Source organism: Patulibacter defluvii, assembly GCF_034096925.1.
In the GTDB taxonomy this organism is placed as follows: domain Bacteria; phylum Actinomycetota; class Thermoleophilia; order Solirubrobacterales; family Solirubrobacteraceae; genus Patulibacter; species Patulibacter defluvii.
Genome location: NZ_JAWZSQ010000016.1, coordinates 1 through 20,013 on the forward strand (window position 1 = coordinate 1; position 20,013 = coordinate 20,013).

20 protein-coding genes are annotated in these 20,013 nt (G+C 75.3%); 17 read left to right on the top strand and 3 right to left on the bottom strand.

Going from position 1 to position 20,013, the window contains the following annotated elements; genetic code table 11:
• The first annotated feature begins 99 nt into the window (after nt 1–99).
• Complete coding sequence (locus SH587_RS15870; protein WP_320671613.1) at nt 100–429, top strand: ArsR/SmtB family transcription factor; 330 nt, start codon at nt 100–102, stop codon at nt 427–429.
• A gap of 11 nt (nt 430–440) precedes the next feature.
• On the opposite strand, the gene SH587_RS15875 is transcribed toward SH587_RS15870, so the two are convergent.
• The gene (locus SH587_RS15875; RefSeq protein WP_320671614.1) at nt 441–1,565 is read right to left on the bottom strand and encodes a nucleotide disphospho-sugar-binding domain-containing protein; all 1,125 of its coding nucleotides are present in this window, start codon (nt 1,563–1,565) and stop codon (nt 441–443) included.
• A 100-nt stretch (nt 1,566–1,665) separates the two neighbouring features.
• Between SH587_RS15875 and efp the strand changes: the two genes are divergently transcribed.
• The 7 genes from efp (at nt 1,666) to SH587_RS15910 (ending at nt 8,651) form a co-directional block, all read left to right on the top strand.
• Complete coding sequence (gene efp, locus SH587_RS15880; RefSeq protein WP_320671615.1) at nt 1,666–2,226, top strand: elongation factor P; 561 nt, start codon at nt 1,666–1,668, stop codon at nt 2,224–2,226.
• 57 nt (nt 2,227–2,283) lie between these two features.
• Nucleotides 2,284–4,440 (top strand): phosphoinositide-specific phospholipase C-related protein, encoded by a 2,157-nt coding sequence (locus tag SH587_RS15885; protein ID WP_320671616.1) that lies wholly within the window; start codon nt 2,284–2,286, stop codon nt 4,438–4,440.
• A 48-nt stretch (nt 4,441–4,488) separates the two neighbouring features.
• Nucleotides 4,489–4,911, top strand: a complete 423-nt coding sequence (gene nusB, locus SH587_RS15890; RefSeq protein ID WP_375341775.1) for a transcription antitermination factor NusB — start codon at nt 4,489–4,491, stop codon at nt 4,909–4,911.
• 81 nt (nt 4,912–4,992) lie between these two features.
• The gene (locus SH587_RS15895; RefSeq protein WP_320671617.1) at nt 4,993–5,184 is read left to right on the top strand and encodes a hypothetical protein; all 192 of its coding nucleotides are present in this window, start codon (nt 4,993–4,995) and stop codon (nt 5,182–5,184) included.
• The gene (locus SH587_RS15900; protein WP_320671618.1) at nt 5,181–6,122 is read left to right on the top strand and encodes a polyprenyl synthetase family protein; all 942 of its coding nucleotides are present in this window, start codon (nt 5,181–5,183) and stop codon (nt 6,120–6,122) included. Before SH587_RS15895 ends, SH587_RS15900 begins: the two co-directional genes overlap by 4 nt.
• A 7-nt stretch (nt 6,123–6,129) precedes the next feature.
• Nucleotides 6,130–8,127, top strand: coding sequence for a 1-deoxy-D-xylulose-5-phosphate synthase (gene dxs, locus SH587_RS15905; RefSeq protein ID WP_320671619.1), 1,998 nt, complete (start codon nt 6,130–6,132; stop codon nt 8,125–8,127).
• Nucleotides 8,128–8,129: 2 nt separating this feature from the next.
• Nucleotides 8,130–8,651 carry a DUF4333 domain-containing protein gene (locus tag SH587_RS15910; RefSeq protein WP_320671620.1) on the top strand — a complete coding sequence of 174 codons (522 nt, stop codon included), beginning with the start codon at nt 8,130–8,132 and terminating at the stop codon, nt 8,649–8,651.
• Between the two features lie 116 nt (nt 8,652–8,767).
• Here SH587_RS15910 and SH587_RS15915 read toward each other — a convergent pair whose 3' ends face one another.
• Nucleotides 8,768–9,121 carry a hypothetical protein gene (locus SH587_RS15915; protein WP_320671621.1) on the bottom strand — a complete coding sequence of 118 codons (354 nt, stop codon included), beginning with the start codon at nt 9,119–9,121 and terminating at the stop codon, nt 8,768–8,770.
• A gap of 112 nt (nt 9,122–9,233) precedes the next feature.
• On the opposite strand from SH587_RS15915, the gene SH587_RS15920 reads away from it, so the two are divergent.
• From SH587_RS15920 to recN, 3 genes are all read left to right on the top strand, one after another.
• Nucleotides 9,234–10,040, top strand: coding sequence for a TlyA family RNA methyltransferase (locus SH587_RS15920; RefSeq protein ID WP_320671622.1), 807 nt, complete (start codon nt 9,234–9,236; stop codon nt 10,038–10,040).
• Nucleotides 10,037–10,903: an NAD(+)/NADH kinase gene (locus SH587_RS15925; protein WP_320671623.1), complete on the top strand. Its 867-nt coding sequence runs from the start codon at nt 10,037–10,039 to the stop codon at nt 10,901–10,903. The genes SH587_RS15920 and SH587_RS15925 overlap by 4 nt, the downstream gene beginning before the upstream one ends.
• Nucleotides 10,904–11,050: 147 nt before the next feature.
• Entirely contained in the window at nt 11,051–12,721 is a 1,671-nt protein-coding gene (gene recN, locus SH587_RS15930) for a DNA repair protein RecN (RefSeq protein WP_320671624.1), read from the top strand.
• A gap of 14 nt (nt 12,722–12,735) precedes the next feature.
• On the opposite strand, the gene msrB is transcribed toward recN, so the two are convergent.
• Nucleotides 12,736–13,164: a peptide-methionine (R)-S-oxide reductase MsrB gene (gene msrB, locus SH587_RS15935; protein WP_320671625.1), complete on the bottom strand. Its 429-nt coding sequence runs from the start codon at nt 13,162–13,164 to the stop codon at nt 12,736–12,738.
• Nucleotides 13,165–13,429: 265 nt separating this feature from the next.
• Between msrB and pyrG the strand changes: the two genes are divergently transcribed.
• The 6 genes from pyrG (at nt 13,430) to SH587_RS15965 (ending at nt 19,960) form a co-directional block, all read left to right on the top strand.
• The gene (gene pyrG, locus SH587_RS15940; RefSeq protein ID WP_320671626.1) at nt 13,430–15,115 is read left to right on the top strand and encodes a CTP synthase; all 1,686 of its coding nucleotides are present in this window, start codon (nt 13,430–13,432) and stop codon (nt 15,113–15,115) included.
• Nucleotides 15,116–15,131: 16 nt separating this feature from the next.
• The gene (locus SH587_RS15945) at nt 15,132–16,352 is read left to right on the top strand and encodes a M20/M25/M40 family metallo-hydrolase (RefSeq protein ID WP_320671627.1); all 1,221 of its coding nucleotides are present in this window, start codon (nt 15,132–15,134) and stop codon (nt 16,350–16,352) included.
• Nucleotides 16,353–16,385: 33 nt separating this feature from the next.
• Entirely contained in the window at nt 16,386–16,940 is a 555-nt protein-coding gene (locus SH587_RS15950) for an NUDIX hydrolase (RefSeq protein WP_320671628.1), read from the top strand.
• 105 nt (nt 16,941–17,045) lie between these two features.
• The gene (gene xerD, locus SH587_RS15955) at nt 17,046–18,020 is read left to right on the top strand and encodes a site-specific tyrosine recombinase XerD (protein ID WP_320671629.1); all 975 of its coding nucleotides are present in this window, start codon (nt 17,046–17,048) and stop codon (nt 18,018–18,020) included.
• Nucleotides 18,021–18,083: 63 nt separating this feature from the next.
• Nucleotides 18,084–18,791 carry a hypothetical protein gene (locus SH587_RS15960; protein WP_320671630.1) on the top strand — a complete coding sequence of 236 codons (708 nt, stop codon included), beginning with the start codon at nt 18,084–18,086 and terminating at the stop codon, nt 18,789–18,791.
• On the top strand, nt 18,788–19,960 hold the full coding sequence (locus SH587_RS15965) for a phosphopentomutase (RefSeq protein WP_320671631.1): 1,173 nt from the start codon (nt 18,788–18,790) through the stop codon (nt 19,958–19,960). The genes SH587_RS15960 and SH587_RS15965 overlap by 4 nt, the downstream gene beginning before the upstream one ends.
• Nucleotides 19,961–20,013: the final 53 nt, after the last annotated feature.

The window sequence follows — 20,013 nt, forward strand, 5'->3', positions numbered from 1 at the left end:
GGGCGAGGGGACGGGGGCGGGGCGGGACGGCGACTGGGACACGGAGGGCCTCGAATCCAAACTTCCAAAGATTTGGAAGAACCGTTGTAGCATAGGTCGGTGGCCACTCCCCGCCTGCGCGACAAGTTCCCGGTCCCGCCGCTCGAGCAGGTCGAGCTGCCGACCGTCCTGCGGACCGTCGGCGAGCCGATCCGGCTGGAGATGGTGCGGCTGCTGGCGGACGGCCGCGCCCGTCCCTGCCACGAGATCTGCGAGGCGCTGGGCCTGCCCAACTCGACCGGCAGCTACCACATGCGGCTGCTGCGGGAGGCCGGCCTGACCCGGGTCCGGCCCGAGGGCACCGAGCGGCGGATCAGCCTCCGCCGCGAGGAGCTGGAGCAGCGCTTCCCCGGTCTCGTCGACGTGCTGGTGCGCGACGACCGCGACTGACCCTGGCTAAGTCAGGCGAGGCCGACGATCTTCGGCACGAGGTCGGAGGGCCTCGGCAGCGTCGCGATCTCGTCGGCCACCTCGGAGGCGGCCCGGCCCAGCCCCGGGTCGGTGAGCAGGCGGTCGATCAGCTCCGCGTCCACCTGATCCGGCTCCGAACGCAGACCGAGCCCGCGCCGCGCCACGGCGTCCGCGTTCATGTACTGGTCGGCGCCGTGCGGCAGCACGAGCTGCGTGACTCCGGCGTCGATCGCGGTCAGCGTCGAGCCGGCCCCGCCGTGGTGCACCAGCGCCGCGCAGGTCGGCAGCAGCGCGGACAGCGGCACCCACCCGGCCGCCCGCACGTTGTCCGGCAGTTCTCCCAGTGGCGACGGGTCCGCGTCGCCGAGGGCGAGTACGAACTCGGCGTCCAGATGCCGTGCCACGTCGACGAGCTTGGTCAACGACGTGAGCGCGCCGACCTGGGTCAGCACCGTGCCGAGGGTCACCGCGACGCGCGGGCGCGCGGGCCGTTCGAGCACCCACTCGGGTAGCACGGCGCCTCCGTTGTACGGCACGTACCGCATCGGCCAGCCCCGCACCGGCCGGTCGACCATGCTCGGCGGCGCCACGTCGATCGACTCGCGCACCTCGGGAAGCCCTTGCACGCCATGCCGTTCGCGTTCCTCGACCATCTTCTCGAAGATCGCCTCGGTCATCGACGCCTCGTCGGTGAACCCGAAGCCGTGCGACACGGCCGGCACGCCGAGCTTCGCGGCGACCAGCGGCCCGGTGCCCTCCATCGACGAGTGCACGACCACGTCCGGCCGCCACGATTCGGCCGCCGACACGGCCAGGTCCACCGACACGCCGGACAACCTGGCGAAGATCGCGCCGACGAACTCCAACCCCTTCTCGGTGTCGACGTCCGTGCTGTAGTCGAACCCCTCGGGTTGCTCGCTGGCCGCCTGATGGAACACCGCGCCGATGTCGACACCCGGCGCGGTGTCCACGACGTGCAGGCCGGCGTTCGCGGCCTCCTTGCCGCCCGGGGTCGCCACCAGCACCTCGTGGCCGGCGGCACGCAGCGCGTGCGCCAGGGAGATCGTCGGGAACACATGGCCAAGACCGGGGGAGGTCGCGAAGAGTGCGCGCACGATTCCCATTCAACCCGGATCTCTCCGAGCAAGGGTCACGCGGCAATATCGCGGCGCACCGCTACCCTCTTTGACCGCAGCGCGGACGAGGAGGCAAGTGGTGATCAGTACGAACCAGCTCAAGAACGGGAACCACATCGAGGTGGACGGGATCGTCTACAAGGTCGTGGAGTTCCAGCACGTCAAGCCCGGCAAGGGGCCGGCGTTCGTCCGCACGAAGCTCCGACGGGCGACCGACGGCAACGTGATCGACAAGACCTTCCGGGCCGGCGAGAAGTTCCGCGCCGTCCACACCGAGGCGCGCAAGATGCAGTACCTCTACGAGGACGGCACCGACGCGCACTTCATGGACAGCGAGTCGTTCGAGCAGCTGCCGATCCCGGTCGAGGCGGTCAAGGGCGCGCTGCGGTTCATCCGCGCCAACGACGAGGTCGACCTGCTGTTCATCGACGGCAGCCCGGCCGACATCCAGCTGCCGGCCTCGGTCGAGCTGGAGATCACCCACACCGAGCCGGGCCTGCGCGGCGACACCGCCTCGGGCGGCGGCGACAAGCCGGCGACGCTCGAGACCGGCGCCGAGATCCGGGTGCCGCTGTTCGTCAACGTCGGCGACCGCGTCAAGGTCCAGACCGAGACCGGCGAGTACATGTCGCGGGCCTAGCCCCGCGACCGCCGCACCCGCCCCGCGGCGCCCGCCGCCGCGGGTAGATTGCCCTCCGTGCGCCCAGCGCTCCGCCGCCGCGCGGCCACCGGCCTGGCCGTGGCCGCCGCGCTGCTGCTGCTCGCCGGGCTGGCGCTCGGGTACTTCCAGCGCGCGCTCGCCGACGACGAGCAGTTCGCCGACCGCGCCACCGCCGCGCTGCGCGACGACAGCGTCCGCTCGCTGACCGCCGAGGCGGTCACCGACCAGCTGATCCTGCGCCAGCAGGCCGACCTGATCGCGGCCCGGCCGCTGATCGAGTCGGCCGTCGACGGGGTCGTCGGCAGCCGCGCCTTCACCGGGCTCTTCCGGCTCGCCGTCCGCGACCTCCACCGCTCGCTGCTCGACGGCTCCAGCGACACCGTCACGCTGGCCCTGACCGACGTCGGCACCGTCGCCGGCGCGGCGCTCGAGCGGCTGCAGCCGAAGCTCGCCCGCCAGCTGGAGCTGACCGGCCGGGTCGAGGTGGTCCGGCGCGACGTCGGCGACCTCTCGGCCGAGCTGGCGCGGGCCGCCGACGACGCCTGGCTGGCGACGGCGCTGCTGCTGGCGGGCGCGCTGCTGCTGGCCGCCGCGGCGCTGGCCCTGGCCCGCGACCGGCGGCGGACGATCGTCGTGCTCGGCGTCGCCGTCGCCGCCGCCGGGGTGCTGCTGGTGGTGGCGCTGGCGATCGGGCGGACGCTGGCCGTGCGGGCGGTCGACGGGCCGCAGGAGCGGGCCGCGGTCGGGGCGATCTGGGACGCCTTCCTCGGCGACCTCCGCGGCGAGGCGTGGCTGGTGGCGGCGATCGGGGCGACCGTCGCCGCGGCCGCCGCCTCGCTGCTGCGACCGACCCCGCTCGGCGAGCCGCTGCGGCGGCTCGGCGCCCGCCTGCGGGCCGACCCGCGGACCCCGGCCGGCCGCGCCGCCCGCGGGATCGCGCTGGTGACCGCCGGCGTGCTGCTGCTGGTCGCCCGCGACGCGGTGCTTTCGCTGCTGGTCTCGCTGGGCGGCGCCTACCTGGTCTACGAGGGCGTGGTGATCCTGCTGCGGCTGGTCCAGCCCGCCGCCGGGCCGCGCGCCGACGCCGACCATCCGCCCGCCGGTCCCGCCGGTCCCGCCCGTCCCGGCCGCCGGCGGACGTTGGCGGTCGCGACGCTGGCGACCGCGCTGGTGCTCGCCGCGACGGCGGCGTTCGTGGCCGGCGGCGGCACCAGCGCGCCGGCGGCCGGCCCGGTGACCGCCTGCAACGGCCACGCCGCGCTCTGCGACCGGCGGCTCGACCAGGTGACGCTGCTGGCCACCCACAACTCGATGTCGGCGCCGCTGCCGGGCTGGTTCTCCGCCCTCCAGGAGAAGCCGATCGCCGGCCAGCTGGAGGACGGCGTCCGCGGGCTGCTGATCGACACCCACTACGCCGACCGGCTGCCGAACGGCCGCTACCGGACGGTGATCGCCGGCGACGTCCGCGAGCAGGCCGCCCGCGACGGCGTCGGCCCGCAGGCGATCGACGCCGCCCTGCGGCTGCGCGACCGGCTCGGCTTCGCGGGCCAGGGCACGCGCGGGATCTACCTCTGCCACTCCTTCTGCGAGCTGGGGGCGACCGCGCTCGACGGCGTCCTGACCGACCTTCGCCGGTTCCTCGTCACCCACCCCGGCGAGGTCGTGGTGGTGATCAACCAGGACGAGGGCGTGCCGCCGGCGGCGTTCGTGGCCGCCGTCCGCCGGGCCGGGCTCGAGCGGCTGGCCTACCGCGGCCCGGTCGACCGTCCGTGGCCGACGCTGCGGCGGATGATCGACCAGGACCAGCGGCTGGTGCTGCTGGCCGAGCACCAGGCCGGCGCCGCGCCCTGGTACCGGCCGGCCTACGCGGCCGCGCTCCAGGAGACGCCCTACGCCTTCGCCCGTCCGGCCCAGCTGACGTCGGCCCGCGACCGGGCCGCCAGCTGCGCGGCCGGGCGCGGTCCGGCCCGCGCCCCGCTGCTGCTGCTCAACCACTGGATCACCACCGACCCGCTGCCGCGGCCCTCGCTCGCCGACCAGGTCAACGGCGAGCGGTCGCTGCTGGCCCGCGCCCGCGAGTGCGCGCGGCTGCGCCACCGGCAGCCGAACCTGATCGCCGTCAACTACTACCGGCGCGGCGACGCGGCGAGGGTCGTGGATCGGCTGAACGGGATCGGCGACGGCCGCCGCTGACGGCCGCGGACCGCCCGGGCCCCGGCGTCCCGTACTCTTCGCCGCTGCATGTCCCGCAGGAGCGAGCAGCGGCGCGAGGCCGTCTTCACCGTCTACCAGCACGATCTGACGGGGAGGCCGCTGCACGAGCTGTTCGACCAACGAGCGGCGCTCTTCACCCGCTCGCTGGCCCACGCGACGACCGACCACCAGGACGAACTGGACGACCTGATCGGCCGCTACGCCAAGGGCTGGACGCTGGAGCGGATCGCCCCGCTGGAGCGCTCGATCATGCGCGTCGCGCTGCTCGAGATGCTCTACCCGGAGGTCGTCCCCGGCGAGACGCCGATCCCGCCCGAGGGCGCGATCTCCGAGGCGGTCGAGACGGCCAAGAAGTTCTGCGGCAGCGACGCGCCGAAGTTCGTCAACGGGATCCTGGCCGCGGTCCTGCGCGACCGGACCGCCGGCGAGCCGCCCGCCGCCGCCGGCTAGGCGACGGCCGCCACAGCCGCCCGCCGGGCGAGCGTGACGAGGACCCCGCCGGCCCCGTCGCCGATCCTTCACACTGTGGGGGTGGCCGACGATGCCGATCGCGACTTCCAGATCCAGCTCGCGCGGCTGGAGCACGCCCTCGGGCGGGTGACCGACGACGCGGCCGAGCCGGACGCGCAGGTGACCGCGGCCGAGCAGGCGGCGATCACCGCCGGCGAGGCGGGCGCCGCCTTCGACCGGATGGTGCGCGAGAGCGGGGGTGGGGGCCAGTGACCGGCACGCCCTCCGCCGACGCCGCCGCGACCCCGGCGCCGGTCTACCCCGACCACCTGCGCGACACCGTCGAGCGCTACCTGGAGCAGCTGCGCTTCCCGGCCCGCAGCGCCGGCGTCGCCGGCCTCGAGGAGGCGATGCGCTACTCGCTGCTGGCCGGCGGCAAGCGGATCCGGCCGGTGCTGGCGCTCGCCACCGCCCGCGCGCTCGGGCTCGACGACCGCGACGTGCTGCCGCTGGCGGCCGCGGTCGAGCTGGTCCACACCTACTCGCTGATCCACGACGACCTGCCGGCGATGGACGACGACGACCTCCGTCGCGGCCGTCCCACCTGCCACGTGGCCTACGGCGAGGACGTCGCGATCCTGGCCGGCGACGCGCTCTACGCCGAGGCCTTCCACCTGCTGCTGCGCGAGGGCGCCCGCCCCGACGGCCCGCCGGCCGAGCGGGTGCTGGCGGCGGCGACCGAGCTGGCCGACGCGACCGGCGTCGACGGCATGGTCGGCGGCCAGTTCCTCGACGTGAAGGGGATCGAGGCCGAGGGCGACGGCGACGCGGCCGCCCAGCTGCGGGTCGTCCACGGGCTCAAGACCGGCCGCCTGATCGGGGCCTCGGTCGGCGGCGTGGTGCGGCTGGCCGGTCTCGACGGCGAGCGGGCCGACCCCTACCGCCGCTTCGCCACCGAGCTCGGCGTGCTGTTCCAGATCGTCGACGACATCCTCGACGTGACCGGCACCGCCCAGGACCTGGGCAAGCCGCAGGGCAGCGACGAGCGCCACGGGAAGCGCACGTACGTGACCGAGTACGGTCTGGAGGGAGCGCGCGAGATGGCCCGGCGCCACCACGCCGCCGCCGCCAGCGCGCTCGACGACGCCGATCCCTCCGGCGCCCCCGACCTCCGGACCCTCACCGACTTCATCCACACGAGGACGAACTGACGCTCGCATGACTCGGCTGCTGGATCGCATCGACCGCCCCCAGGATCTCCACGGCCTCTCGGAGGAGGAGCTGCAGCAGGTCGCGCAGGAGGTGCGCGAGCACATCATCGACACCGTCGGCGAGATCGGCGGCCACTTCGGCGCCAATCTCGGCACCTGCGAGATCGCCGTCGCGCTGCACTCGATGCTCGACAGCCCGCACGACAAGCTGCTGTGGGACGTCGGCCACCAGGCCTACCCGCACAAGGTCCTGACCGGCCGCCGCGACCAGCTGGCGACGATCCGCAAGTACGACGGCCTGGCGCCGTTCTGCGCGATCTTCGAGTCCGAGCACGACATCATGGGCGCCGGCCACGCGTCGACCTCGGTCGGCTACGGCGTCGGCCTCCGCGAGGGGATGCGGCTGAAGCAGGAGGACGTCTCCGCCCGCGCTCCGGGCGAGGACGGCACCCCCGGCCGGGTGGTGGCCGTGATCGGCGACGGCGCGATGACCGGCGGCGTCGCCTTCGAGGCCGCCCACCAGGCCGGCGGCCTCGGCACGCCGCTGGTCGTGGTCCTGAACGACAACGGGATGTCGATCAGCCCCAACGTCGGGGCGCTCTCCCGCTACTTCCAGGGCGTGCGGCTGAAGCCGAAGCTGTGGCACGGCCGCGAGAAGGTCGAGGAGGCCCTGACCGACCTGCCCGGCGTCGGCGGGCTGGTCGAGCGGGTCGGGCCGACCCTCAAGGGCTCGATGAAGCTGCTCAACAGCGAGGGCGAGCTGTGGGAGTCGCTCGACTGGGCCTACGTCGGCCCGGTCGACGGCCACGACGTCCGCGCGCTGCGGGCCGCGCTGCGGCAGGCGTTCGCCGCCGACCGGCCGGTGGTCGTCCACGCCAAGACCGTCAAGGGCAAGGGCTTCGCGCCGGCCGAGGACGGCGGCCTGGCGGGCATGGAGCAGTGGCACGCGGCCAAGCCGGGCAGCATCGTCGGCGGCGAGCCGGCCCCGAAGGTCCCGGCCGACCCCGACGCGCCGCCGAAGCCGCCGGCCTACACCCAGGTCTTCGGCGAGCGGATGGTGGCCGAGGTCCGCGGCGACCGGCGGGTGGTCGGGATCACCGCCGCGATGAACTCCGGCACCGGCCTCAACCTGCTGCAGGAGGCCGAGCCGGCCCACTACTTCGACGTCGGGATCGCCGAGCAGCAGGCGCTGCTGTTCGCCTCCGGCCTGGCGCTGGAGGGGCTGAAGCCGGTCGCGGCGATCTACTCGACCTTCCTCCAGCGGGCCTACGACCAGATCGTCCACGACATCGCGCTCCAGGAGCTCGACGTGGTGCTGGCGATGGACCGCGCCGGCCTGGTCGGCGACGACGGGCCGACCCACCACGGCGTCTTCGACATCTCGTACCTGCGGGCGCTGCCGAACCTGGTGATCGCCGCCCCGCGCGACGAGGCCGAGCTGGTCCACCTGCTGCACACCGGGATCGCCCACGACGGGCCGTTCGCGCTCCGCTACCCGCGCGGCGAGGCGGTCGGCGTGCCGATGCCGGCCGGGCCGCTGGTCCAGGAGATCGGCAAGGGCGAGGTCCTGCGCCAGGGCGACCGGGTGGCGATCCTCGGCTACGGCACCGGCGTCCAGGTCGGGCTCCAGGCCGCGGCGCTGCTGCGCGAGGCGGGGATCGAGACGACCGTCGCCGACGCCCGCTTCGCCAAGCCGATCGACGTCGAGCTGGTCCGCGCGCTGGCCCGCGAGCACGAGCTGCTGGTGACGATCGAGGAGGGCGTGCTGCCGGGCGGCTTCGGCTCGGGCGTCTTCGAGGCGGCCGAGGAGCACGGGATCGCGCTGACCACCGCCGCCGGGATCGCCGGGGCCACGCAGCTGATCCGGATCGGGATGCCTGACCGCTTCGTCACCCACGGGGCCCCGAAACTGCTGCACGCCGAGGTCGGCTACAGCGGCCGCGCGGTCGCGCTGCGGGTGGCGGCGGCGCTCGGCGTGACCGACGCCGTGCCGGCCGAGGCGTAGCCGTGCCCGCGCCATCCCGCGCCCTGCTGCTGCTGGCCGCGGCCGGCAGCGTCGCGCTCGCCGCCTGTGGCACCGACACGCTCGACACCGGCCAGGTCGAGCGCACGATCGCCGAGCAGTTCAAGGCCAAGGGCATCCCGCTGACCGACGTCACCTGCAAGGACGACGTCGAGGCGAAGGTCGGCACGCCGGTCTCGTGCACCGGCAAGAACCCCGGCGGCACCGTCCTGCGGCTGGAGGGCAAGGTCAGCGAGCGCAACGGCGACCGCGCCCGGTTCGAGGTCAAGGCGGTCGGCGGCACGGCCATCGGCAGCGTCCTCGCCGACCAGGCGAAGGCGGTCCTGGAGCAGCGGGTGGGGCAGAAGGCCGACAGCCTGACCTGCCCGAAGACGGTCGAGATCCCGACCGCGAAGCCGATCCGCTGCACCCTCGCCGTGGGCGCGACCCGCTTCGGCGTGAGCCTGAACGTCAGCGCCGAGGGGGCGCTGAACGTGAAGGTCGACGACCGGCCGCAGCAGCGCTAGCCGCCCCGCCAAAGTGAAACGGCCCGCTCGAGAGCGGGCCGTTTCGGGGAGGAGAGTGCTGTGTGGGTCCAGCTATGTGATGTTGCGTTTCGTGCTCTGGGAGAAGTCTTGGTCGGTCAGCGAGCGCTGTACCGGGTCGCGAGGCTGAGGGCGAAGAGCGCGGAGGCGATCACCAGGATCGCGATCGCGACGGTGCCCTGACCGGCGAGGGCCAGCACCAGCGCGGCGCCGGCGCCGCCGAGGGCGAGGCCCTGGTCGTACGCCTGGTGCGCCGCCACCGACACGATCCCGCGGGGACCGTTGCCGATCGAACTGAGCGCGACCCCGGTGACGAGGACGCCCAAGCCGAAGCCGACGACGATGCCGGCGGGGTCGGCCCCGACGGCGAACGGCGCGACCATCAACGCCAGACCGAGCAGGAACTCGATCGCCCCGTGAGCGGGGAAGGAGATGAGGCGGGTGCTGCTCACGACGAGACCCATGTTGGGGCACGAACGCCTGTTCCGGTGTGCGGTCGATCACAGCCGATGTGACCGTCCTGTTGCGGCGCCGCCGCGCCCAGGCAGTACGGTGTGCCGGCCGATGGCCAAGGTCCGCCTCGACACGCTCCTGCACCAGCGGGGCCTGTACCCGTCGCGCTCGGCGGCGGCCGCCGCGATCCTCGCCGGCGACGTCCGGATCGGCGGTCGCGGATCGTCGGGGCCGGGGGCGCTGAAGCCCGGGACCCAGGTCGACGCGGGGGCCGAGGTCGAGGCCGCCGCGCCGCCGCGGTTCGTCTCGCGCGGGGGGATCAAGCTGGCCAACGCGCTCGAGCGGCTGGCGATCGACGTCGACGGCCGCCGGGCGCTCGATGTCGGCGCGTCGACGGGCGGCTTCAGCGACTGCCTGCTGCAGGCGGGGGCGGCGGCGGTGACCGCGGTCGATGTCGCCTACGGCGAGCTGGCGTGGGCCGTCCGCAACGATCCGCGGGTGACGGTGATCGAGCGCCAGAACGCCCGCCACCTCACCGCCGACCAGCTGCCGTACGCTCCCGATCTCGTGGTGGCGGACGTCTCGTTCATCTCCCTGACCAAGCTGCTGCCGGCGCTGGCCGCGATCGTCGCGCCGCGCTTCGACGCGCTGCTGATGGTCAAGCCGCAGTTCGAGGTCGGCCGCGACCGGATCGGCGACGGGGTCGTGCGCGACCCGGCGCTGCGGCGCGAGGCGATCGTCACCGTCGCGACCGCCGCCCGCGACGGCGGCTGGTCGGTGCTGGCCGCCGCCCCCTCCGGCCTGCCGGGTCCGAAGGGCAACCGCGAGACCTTCCTGCTGCTGGCCGAGGGCGCCCGCGGCGGCGTCGACGACCTGGCGGCGCTGGCGCTCGCGGCTGAGCCGGGGGAGGACGCGTGAGCAGCCGCCCGCCCGCCCGTACCGTCTCGGTCCTGACCCACGGCCGCCCGACCCAGGCCGCCGACGCGCTGGCCGCGCTGCGGGCGATCGCCGCCGAGGCCGGCGCCGAGCTCTGGTTCGACGTCGAGGAGACGGCCAAGCACGGCCTCGAGCCGGCCCCGGGGATCGTCGTCGACGCGCCCTGGCGGGCCGACGCCGACCTCTGCGTGGTGCTCGGCGGCGACGGCACGATCCTCAAGGGGCTGCGGCGGCAGGTGCTGACCGAGGTCCCGGTCTTCGCGGTCAACCTCGGCGAGATCGGCTTCCTGGCGACGGTCGAGCCGGCCGAGCAGGACGAGGGCCTGCGGCGGGCGCTGGCCGGCCAGTTCGACGTGCTGCCGCTGCCGGCGCTCGAGGTGACCTTGCCCGACGGCAGCTCGCACGTGGCGATCAACGACGTCAGCGTCCACCGGCGTTCCGGCGACCGGGTGGCGGCGCTGCGCTACAAGATCGACGGCGAGGACGTCGGCCACGTCCGCTGCGACGGGCTGGTGGTCGCCACCCCGGCCGGCAGCACCGGCTACAACCTGGCCAACGGCGGCCCGGTGCTGGCTTGGGGCGTCGAGGGCTACGCGGTCTCGTTCATCGCCCCGCACACGCTCTCCGCGCGCGCGCTGGTGGTCTCGCCGGAGGGCGTGCTGGAGCTGCACAACGGGTCGTCGACCCCGGTCGAGCTGGTCGTCGACGGCCGTCCCCGCGGGCTGCTGGCGGCCGACGCGCTGATGGGCGTGCGGTTCCGGCGCGACGCGGCGATGCTGGCCCAGACGCCGGACTCCAGCTTCTACCGCCGCCTGCGCGAGAAGTTCGGCCGCTTGGCCGGCTGAGGCGGGGCGGGGCGGGACCGCCGTGCCGCGGCCGATTCGCTGCCGATCCGGCGACGTTCGCGCCGATCCGGTGCCGGTTCTGTGCCAAATCCGCGCGACGGCCCGCCGACGGGGCGATCCGTCCTGTCGCGCTGCCACGCTCACGGCGTGCTGCTGGAGCTGCGCGTCGAGAACCTGCTGCTGATCGAACGGGCCGAGCTGGACCTCGTCCCGGGGCTGAACGTCGTCACCGGCGAGACCGGGGCGGGCAAGACCGTGCTCGCCCACGCGCTCGACCTGCTGCTGGGGGCGAAGCCGCGGAGCGGGATCGTCCGGCCGGGCGCGGCCGAGGCCTGGGTCGAGGGGGTCTTCGCGCTGCCGGACGAGCTGCCGGAGGAGATCGCCGACCGGCTGCCGGCCGACGCCGAGGAGCTGGTCCTCGCCCGCCGCGTGACCGCCGAGGGCCGCTCGCGGGCGTTCCTCGGGGGCCGCTCGGCGACCGCCGCCGACCTCCGCGAGGTCGGCACCGCGCTGCTCGCCTTCCACGGCCAGCACGAGGCCCGGCGGCTGCTCTCGCCGGCGGCCCAGCTGGCGCTGCTCGACGGCTTCTGCGACGCCCACGGCGGTGCCGGCGCCGGCCACCTGGAGCGGCGCGCCGAGCACGCGGCCGCCTACGCGGCGGAGCGCGACGCCCGTCGCCGGCTGGAGGAGCTGCGCGAGGCGGCCGGCGCCCGCGAGCGCGAGCTCGACCTGCTGCGGTTCGAGCTGGCGGAGATCGACGAGGTCGACCCGAGCGCCGACGAGCGCGAGGAGCTGGCCGCCGCCCGCGAGCGGCTGCGCCACGTCGAGGCGCTGCGCCAGGCGGCCTTCGTCGCCGCCCAGGCGCTCGGCAGCGAGGAGGGCGGCGCCGGCACCGCGCTGGTCGCGGGCGAGGCCGCGCTCGACGGCGTGGCCGGGGTCGACGCGGCGCTCGACGGGCTCGGCGAGCGGCTGCGCTCGCTGCGGATCGAGGCCGACGACCTGGCCGGCGAGCTGCAGCGCCACCTCGACGGGCTCGACGCCGATCCGGCCGAGCTGGAGCGGGTCGAGGAGCGGCTGCAGGCGATCTCGCGGCTGGAGCGCAAGCACGGCGGGACGGTCGAGGCGGTGCTGGCCCACGCCGACCGCTGCCGCGCGCGGCTGGCCGAGCTGGAGGACGTCGAGGGCGCGACCGCCGCGGCCGAGGCCGACCTGGCCGAGGCCGGCCAGCGACGGACGCTGCTCGCCGAGCGGCTGAGCGCGGCCCGCCGCGAGGCCGCGCCGGCGCTGGCCGCGGCGACGATGGAGCGGCTGGCCCAGCTGGCGATGCCGGCGGCGGTGCTCGAGGTCCAGGTCGGCCCGCGCGATCCCGGCCCGACCGGCGGCGACCAGTGCGAGCTGGTGCTGGCCCCGAACCCCGGCGTGCCCGCGGCCCCGGTCCGCGAGGCGGCCTCGGGCGGCGAGCTGTCGCGGGTGATGCTGGCGCTGCTGGCCGTGGCCGGCGACGGCTCGGGCGCGACCCAGGTCTTCGACGAGATCGACAGCGGCGTCGGCGGCCAGACCGGCCGCGCGGTCGGCGAGCAGCTGCGGGCGCTGGCCGAGGGCGGCCAGGTGCTCTGCATCACCCACCTGCCGCAGATCGCCGCCCTCGCCGACCGCCACTTCGCGATCGAGAAGGACGTCGACGCCGAGCCGGCGCGGACGGTGGTCCGGCGGCTGGCCGAGCGCGAGGTGGTCGGCGAGCTGGTCCGGATGCTCGGCGGCGAGCACGGCGACAAGGGCGCCCGCCGCCACGCCGAGGAGCTGCGGCGGGCGGCGTAGGCCCGCGTCGGGGCTCAGCCCTCGCGCTGCTGGAGGTCGAGCGCGGCCGAGTTGATGCACCACCGCTGGCCGCTCGGGCCGGGACCGTCGGGGAAGACGTGGCCCAGGTGGCCGCCGCAGTTGGCGCACTTGACCTCGACCCGCACCATCCCGTGCGAGCGGTCCTCGTGGAGCGAGACCGCCTCGGCGACCATCGGATCGGTGAAGCTCGGCCAGCCGGTGCCGGAGTCGAACTTGGTGTCGCTGGAGAACAGCTCGGCGTGGCAGGCGGCGCAGCGGTAGGTGCCGTCCTCCTTGGTGTCCCAGTACTGGCCGGTGAAGGCCGGCTCGGTCCCGCACTGGCGCAGGACGGCGTACTGCTCGGGCGTCAGCTCCTGACGCCAGGTCCCGTCGTCCTTGGCGGCGGCGGTCGGGTCGGGGGCGGTGGGGGTCTGGTCGGTCACGGGGTCCTCCGAGCGATTCGGGCGGGCCGGCCGGGCGGCCGGCGTGCGCCTCCGTTTCCCGATGGTTGCAGGTCGTCCGCGCGTCCCGGGAGCGATCGGGGGTCGCGGGCGGCCGCCCCCGCAGCCCGGGACGTCCGCACGGCCCGCTACCGTCATGCGTGGTCGGTGAGCGTCGAGCGTCCGGACCGGGAAGCCCCCGCGTCCCCGCCGCGGCCTGCTGGAGCCGGCCCGCCCGCCCCGCAATCGCGACCGCCCAGGACCGCCCGTGCCCGAACGCAGCCAGACCAAGTACGTCTTCGTCACGGGCGGCGTGGTCTCGTCGCTCGGCAAGGGCATCGCCGCCGCCTCGATCGGCCGCCTGCTGGTCGCGCGCGGGATCAGCATCAGCATCCAGAAGCTCGATCCGTACATCAACGTCGATCCGGGCACGATGTCGCCGTACCAGCACGGCGAGGTCTTCGTGACCGAGGACGGGGCGGAGACCGACCTCGACCTCGGCCACTACGAGCGCTTCACCGGCACCAACACGTCGAAGGCGTCGAACGTCACCACCGGCGGCATCTACGACACGGTGATCCGCCGCGAGCGGCGCGGCGACTACCTGGGCGGCACCGTCCAGGTCGTCCCGCACATCACCAACGAGATCAAGAACCGGATCAAGCTCGCCGGTGAGTCGTCGGAGGCCGACGTCGTCATCTGCGAGATCGGCGGCACCGTCGGCGACATCGAGTCGCTGCCGTTCCTCGAGGCGATCCGCCAGTTCCCGGCCGACGTCGGCCGCCGCAACTGCATGTTCATCCACCTCACCCTCGTGCCGTTCATCAAGCACGCGGGCGAGCTGAAGACGAAGCCGACCCAGCACTCGGTCAACGAGCTGCGCCGGATCGGCATCCAGCCCGACATGCTGCTCTGCCGCTCGGAGGCGGTCCTGAGCCAGGACATCCGCTCGAAGATCGCCCTCTTCACCGCGCTGCCGGACGACATGGTGATCTCGGCCAAGGACGTCGACGACGTCTACGAGATCCCGCTCTGGTACCGCGAGGAGGCCGTCGACCGGCGGGTCCTCGAGCACTTCGGGCTGGAGGCCCCGGCGCCCGACATCACGGACTGGGAGCAGGTCGTCCGCCGCACCCGCGAGGCGAAGAGCCGGGTACGGATCGCCCTCGTCGGCAAGTACGTCAAGCTCGAGGACGCCTACAAGTCGGTCGCCGAGGCGCTCAAGCACGCCGGCGTCTGGGACGGCGCCAAGGTCGAGATCGACTGGGTCGACAGCGAGCACCTGGAGAACGAGCAGGTCGCCCTCGACCGGCTCGGCGACGTCGACGGCATCCTCGTCCCCGGCGGCTTCGGCGGCCGCGGGATCGAGGGCAAGATCCTGGCCGCCAAGGTCGCCCGCGAGCAGGGGATCCCGTACCTGGGGATCTGCCTCGGGATGCAGGTCGCGGTGGCCGAGTTCGCCCGCCACGTGGCCGGCATGCCCGGCGCCAACTCGACCGAGTTCGACCCCGAGACGGAGTGGCCGGTGATCGACCTCCTGCCCGAGCAGAAGGAGGTCCGCGACCTCGGCGGCACGATGCGGCTGGGCGCCGACCCGGTCAAGCTGGTGCCCGGCACCCGGATCCGCGAGCTGTACGGCGAGGAGACGGTCTACGAGCGCCACCGCCACCGCTACGAGGTGTCGATCACGCTCCGCCGCAAGCTGGAGAGCGCCGGCCTGATCGTCGGCGGCACCTCGCCCGACGGCCGCCTGGTCGAGGCGATCGAGCTGGCCGACCACCCGTTCTTCGTCGCCGCCCAGGCCCACCCGGAGTTCAAGAGCCGGCCCGAGCGGCCGTCGCCGATCTTCCAGGGCTTCGTCACCACCGCCCACCGGCAGGCCCGCGAGCGCCGCGGCGAGGCCGACGAGGTGACCGTCGCCAGCGTGGTCCAGGAGGCCGACGCCCGCGGCTGACCGGCGGCCCGCGCCCGTGTCCGCGCCGATCCGCCCGGCCGACCCGGCCGAGCGGCAGGCCCTGCACGACGTCTTCGCGGCGCTCTGCGCGATCCCGAGCCCCTCGGGCCGCGAGCGGGCCTGCGCCGACCACGCGGCCGACCTGCTGCGGCGGCTCGGCCTGACCGTCGAGGAGGACGACGCCGGCGCCCGGATCGGCGGCGACGCCGGCAACCTGCTCTGCCGGATCCCGGCCGCCGCGCCCGTTCTCGGGACGGAGGCGGGGGAGCCGCCGACGATCCTGCTCTGCGCCCACCTCGACACCGTCCCGGTCGCCGGCCCGATCCGGCCGCTGCGCGACGAGCACGGCTGGCGCGACGAGGGCGGCGGGATCCTCGGCGCCGACAACAAGGCGACGGTGGCGGCGCTGCTGGTGCTGGCCCGGCGGCTGGTGCGGGAGCCGGCGCCGGTCGCGGTCGAGCTGCTGCTGACCGTCCAGGAGGAGCCGCAGCTGCGCGGCGCCCAGGCCTTCGACGCGGCCCGCCTGCGGGCCACCTGCGGCTACGTGGTCGACCACCCGAGCCCGCTCGGCGGGATCGTCGTCGGGGCGCCGGGTCACGTCCGCTTCGACGCCCGCTTCCGCGGCCGCGCCGCCCACGCCGGGATCGCCCCCGAGGAGGGCCGGAGCGCGATCGCCGCCGCCGCGCGGGCGGTCGTCGCGCTGCCCCAGGGCCGGCTGCCGAGCGGCGCGACGGTCAACGTCGGCGCGATCGAGGGCGGGGTCGAGGAGGCGCCGGACGGCGAGCCGGTGACGAACGTCGTCCCGCCCCACGCCCGGATCGTCGGCGAGGTCCGCGGCCTCGACCGCGACACGCTCCAGGCGACGGTCGACGCGCTCGAGGCGACGCTCCACGACGCCGCCCACGACGCGGCCGGGCCGGTCGACCTCGACCTGACGCTCCAGACCCGCTTCGCGCCCTACCGCCACCGGGCGACCGCCGAGCCGGTGCTGCGCGCGACCGCCGCGCTGGAGCGGCTGGGGCTGACCCCGCGGCCGTTCGCCGACGGCGGGGCCAGCGACGCCAACGTCCTCAACGCGGCCGGCCTGGCGACCGTCAACCTGGCCGGCGGCAACGAGCGCGCGCACCAGCCGGGCGAGCGGATCTCCGCGGCCGCGCTGGAGACCACCCTCGACCTGCTGCTGGCGCTGGTCGACGAGCATCGGCCCGGCGCGGCGCCCACCACCGCCGACGCCTGAGAGGATGGCCTCCGTGAGCAGCGAGGGACCGCGATGAGCACCGCCGAGGAGCGCCGCTTCGAGCGGGTCGGGGGCGAGGTCCTCTACGACGGCCGGATCGTGCGGCTGGTCGAGGACCGCTTCCGGTTCGCCAACGGCGACGAGGTCAAGCGCGAGATCGTCCGCCATCCGGGCGCGGTCGGGATCCTGGCCCACGACGGCACGCACCTGTGGCTGACCCGCCAGCCGCGCGAGACGATCGACGACCCGGACAGCCTGGAGATCCCGGCCGGCAAGCTCGACGTCGCCGGCGAGCCGCCGATCGAGTGCGGCAAGCGCGAGCTGGCCGAGGAGATCGGCCGCGCCGCCGACTCGTGGCAGCCGATCCTCGCCTTCCAGCCCTCGGTCGGGATCCTCGACGAGACGGTCCACCTGTTCTGCGCCTGGGACCTGCGCGAGCAGCACGCCGACAGCGGCGAGGTCGAGCGGATCGAGGTCGTCCGCTGGCCGATCGACGACCTCGACGGCGCGATCGCCGCCACCAACGACGGCAAGACGCTGATCGCGCTGCTGTGGGCGAAGGCCAACGGCCTGCCCGGCGTGGGCTGAGGCGCCGGCCCGGCCCGGGCGCCGCGCACGGCCGCTTGCGCCGGCCGCACGGCCGGTTGCAGCGGCAAGGGACCGGTGGGGTCGCGAGCAATCGAGCCCGCGACCATGCAGCCACTCGCCGCGCCCGCACCCCAGCGTCAGATCACCGGCCTGGTCCTGGACTTCCTGGCCTACCTGGAGTTCGAGCGCGGGCTCTCCCGCAACACGCTCGAGGCGTACCGCTCGGACCTCCAGCAGTACGGCGCGTTCCTGGACGGCCGCGACGTCGACGTGCTGGAGGCCACCAGCGAGGACATCACCGCGTTCCTCGACGAGCTGGCCGCCGGCGGCACCAACGCCGACGGCAGCCCGCGGCGGCCCGCGGCGGCGGCCACGATCCAGCGCAAGGCCGCCTGCCTGCGCAGCTTCTACCGCCACGTCCGCCGCGAGGGCCTGCTCGAGGCCGACCCGACGGCCGACGTCCGCGGTCCCCGCAAGCGCGAGCAGCTGCCGAAGGTCCTGACCCGGGCCGAGGTGGCGAAGCTGCTGGCGATGCCGACCAACCACGGCGAGGTCTCGACGATCGCCCTCCGCGACCGGGCGATCCTGGAGCTGATGTACGCCTGCGGCCTGCGGGCGAGCGAGGCGACCGGGCTCGACGTCGGCGACGTCGACCTGGAGGAGGGCATGCTGCGGGCCCGCGGCAAGGGCAGCAAGGAGCGGCTGGTGCCGGTCGGGCGGCGGGCGGTCGAGGCGGTCACCCGCTACCTCCGCGACGCCCGCGGCGGGCTGGTCGGGGGCGGCAGCGAGCGGGCCCTGTTCGTCAACGCCCGCGGCGGCCGGTTGAGCCGCCAGGGGCTCTACAAGATCGTCCAGCGCCACGCCCGCACCGCCGGGCTCGAGGGCCGGATGAGCCCGCACACGCTGCGTCACAGCTTCGCCACCCACCTGCTCGCCGGCGGCTGCGACCTGCGGACGCTGCAGGAGATGCTCGGCCACGCCGACATCGCCACCACCCAGATGTACACGCACCTGTCCGCCCAGCGGCTGCAGGACGTCTACCGCAGCGCCCACCCGCGGGCCCAGCACGCCGGGGCCTGAGCGCCCGGGCGCGATCGACGGCCGCTGCGCCGTCGGTCGGGCCGATCCGCGAGAATCGCCGCCGTGGTCCCGCGTCCGCGCATGCCGAAGGCGAACCAGCGCCTGCGCCGCGACGGCGCGGCCGGACGGGCGCCGGGCGCCGGAAGGCGGCGGATCGGCCCCGGGGTCCTGCTCGTCGTCGCCGCGCTCCTGCTGCTGCTCCCCGCGCTCGGGGTCGGCCGCGACCCGACGGTCCCGCAGTCGCTCGTGCGGCCGCTGCCGCCGGAGCGGTTCTCGCGCCAGAACGTCGGCTTCGGCACCCTGCTGCGGCTGCCGGAGGATCCCTGGAGCGTCCGCAAGGCGGCCGACGACGACCTCCGCCCGCTGCGTGCCTCGGCGTCGAGCGGCCCGGCGGTGGTTTCGGTCTGGATCTACCCCCGTGGTCGTCGCGGACCGCGGACCCACGAGCAGCTGGTGGCCGCCCGCCGGCGGCTGGTGGCGGCCTCGCGGACCCGCGATCCGACCTACCGCACGATCGCCTCGGCCCTGACCCGCTACGACCGGCTGCCGGCGATCGAGCTGCGCGGCCGCGAGTCGGTCCTCGGCCGGCGGCGGACGGTGCGCTCGGTCCACGTCTTCGTCGGCGGCCGCGAGATCGTGGTCGACGCCTACGCGCCGGCCGACGACTTCCGGCGGGTCGACCGGACGGTCTTCCGCCCGATCCTCGAGTCGCTGCGGGTCGCGCCCGACTGGCGGACCGTCCGCGAGCCGGACCGGACGGGGACGGGGTGAGCCGCCGCGCCTTCGTGGTCGTCCTCGACGCCTGCGGAGTCGGCGCCACCAGCGACGCGGCGGAGTACGGCGACGAGGGCAGCGACACGCTCGGTCACCTGGCGGCGATCGAGGGCGGGCTGGCGCTGCCGACGCTGGCGGCGCTCGGCCTCGGCCACCTGACGGCGATCGCCGGCGTGCCCCCGAGCGGCGCGCCGGTGGTCCACGGGCGGCTGGCGCCGATCGGGCCGGGCAAGGACTCGATCGTCGGCCACTGGGGCCTGATGGGCGTCGCCGCGCCGGGGCCGCTGCCGGCCTGGCCGGAGGGCGTGGCGGCGGACGAGCGCGAGGAGTGGGGGCAGGCCCTGGGCGTGCGCTTCCTGGCCGGCGCCCGGACCGACGGGATCACGGCGATCGAGCGCTGGGGCGAGCAGCACCTGGCCTCGGGCGACCCGATCCTCTACACCTCGGTCGACTCGGTCCTGCAGGTGGCGGCCCACGACGACCACTGGCCGGCCCCGGCGCTCCACGAGCTGTGCGCCCGGCTCCACGCCGCGCTGACGCCGGAGCGACGGCCGGCGCGCGTGATCGCCCGCCCGTTCGCGGGCCGGCCGGGAGCGTTCCGCCGCACCGACGGCCGCCGCGACGTCGCGCTGCCGCCGCCGGGCCGGTCGTACCTGGACGAGCTGCTGGCGGCCGGCCAGGCCGTCCACGGCGTCGGCAAGGTGGTCGACGTCTTCGCCGGCCGCGGCTTCACGGCGACCCATCCCGGCGCGACCAACGCCGTCGCCCTCGCCACCGTCGAGCGGCTGCTGGACGAGCTGCCCGCCGGCCTCGCCTTCGCCAACCTGGTCGAGACCGACGAGCGCTACGGCCACCGCAAGGACACGGCCGGCTTCCACCGCGCCCTGCGCGAGATCGACGCCGCCGTCGCCCGCTGGCTGCCGCGGCTGGGGGCGGACGACCTGCTGATCCTGACCGCCGACCACGGCGTCGACCCGGCCGCCCCGCACCGCGACCACACCCGCGAGCTGGCGCCGCTGCTGGCGACCGTCGGCGGGACCAGGGGCGGGCCCGTCGTGGAGGGCGCCCGCCACGACGGCGTCCTGGCCGACGTCGGCGCGACCGTCCTCCGCTGGCTGACCGGCGGCGACGCCCCGGGCCTGCCCGGCCGGCCGCTGCTCGGCTGAGCGGAGGACGGCCTGCGGGCGGGCGTTCCGCTCCGTCGGCGCTCCCGCCCCGA

Excerpts from the sequence above, each read along its gene's own strand:
- SH587_RS15920 (WP_320671622.1), top strand. The coding sequence starts at position 9,234 with ATGGCCAAGGTCCGCCTCGACACGCTCCTGCACCAGCGGGGCCTGTAC.
- xerD (WP_320671629.1), top strand. The coding sequence starts at position 17,046 with ATGCAGCCACTCGCCGCGCCCGCACCCCAGCGTCAGATCACCGGCCTG.
- dxs (WP_320671619.1), top strand. The coding sequence starts at position 6,130 with ATGACTCGGCTGCTGGATCGCATCGACCGCCCCCAGGATCTCCACGGC.
- nusB (WP_375341775.1), top strand. The coding sequence starts at position 4,489 with ATGTCCCGCAGGAGCGAGCAGCGGCGCGAGGCCGTCTTCACCGTCTAC.
- SH587_RS15950 (WP_320671628.1), top strand. The coding sequence starts at position 16,386 with ATGAGCACCGCCGAGGAGCGCCGCTTCGAGCGGGTCGGGGGCGAGGTC.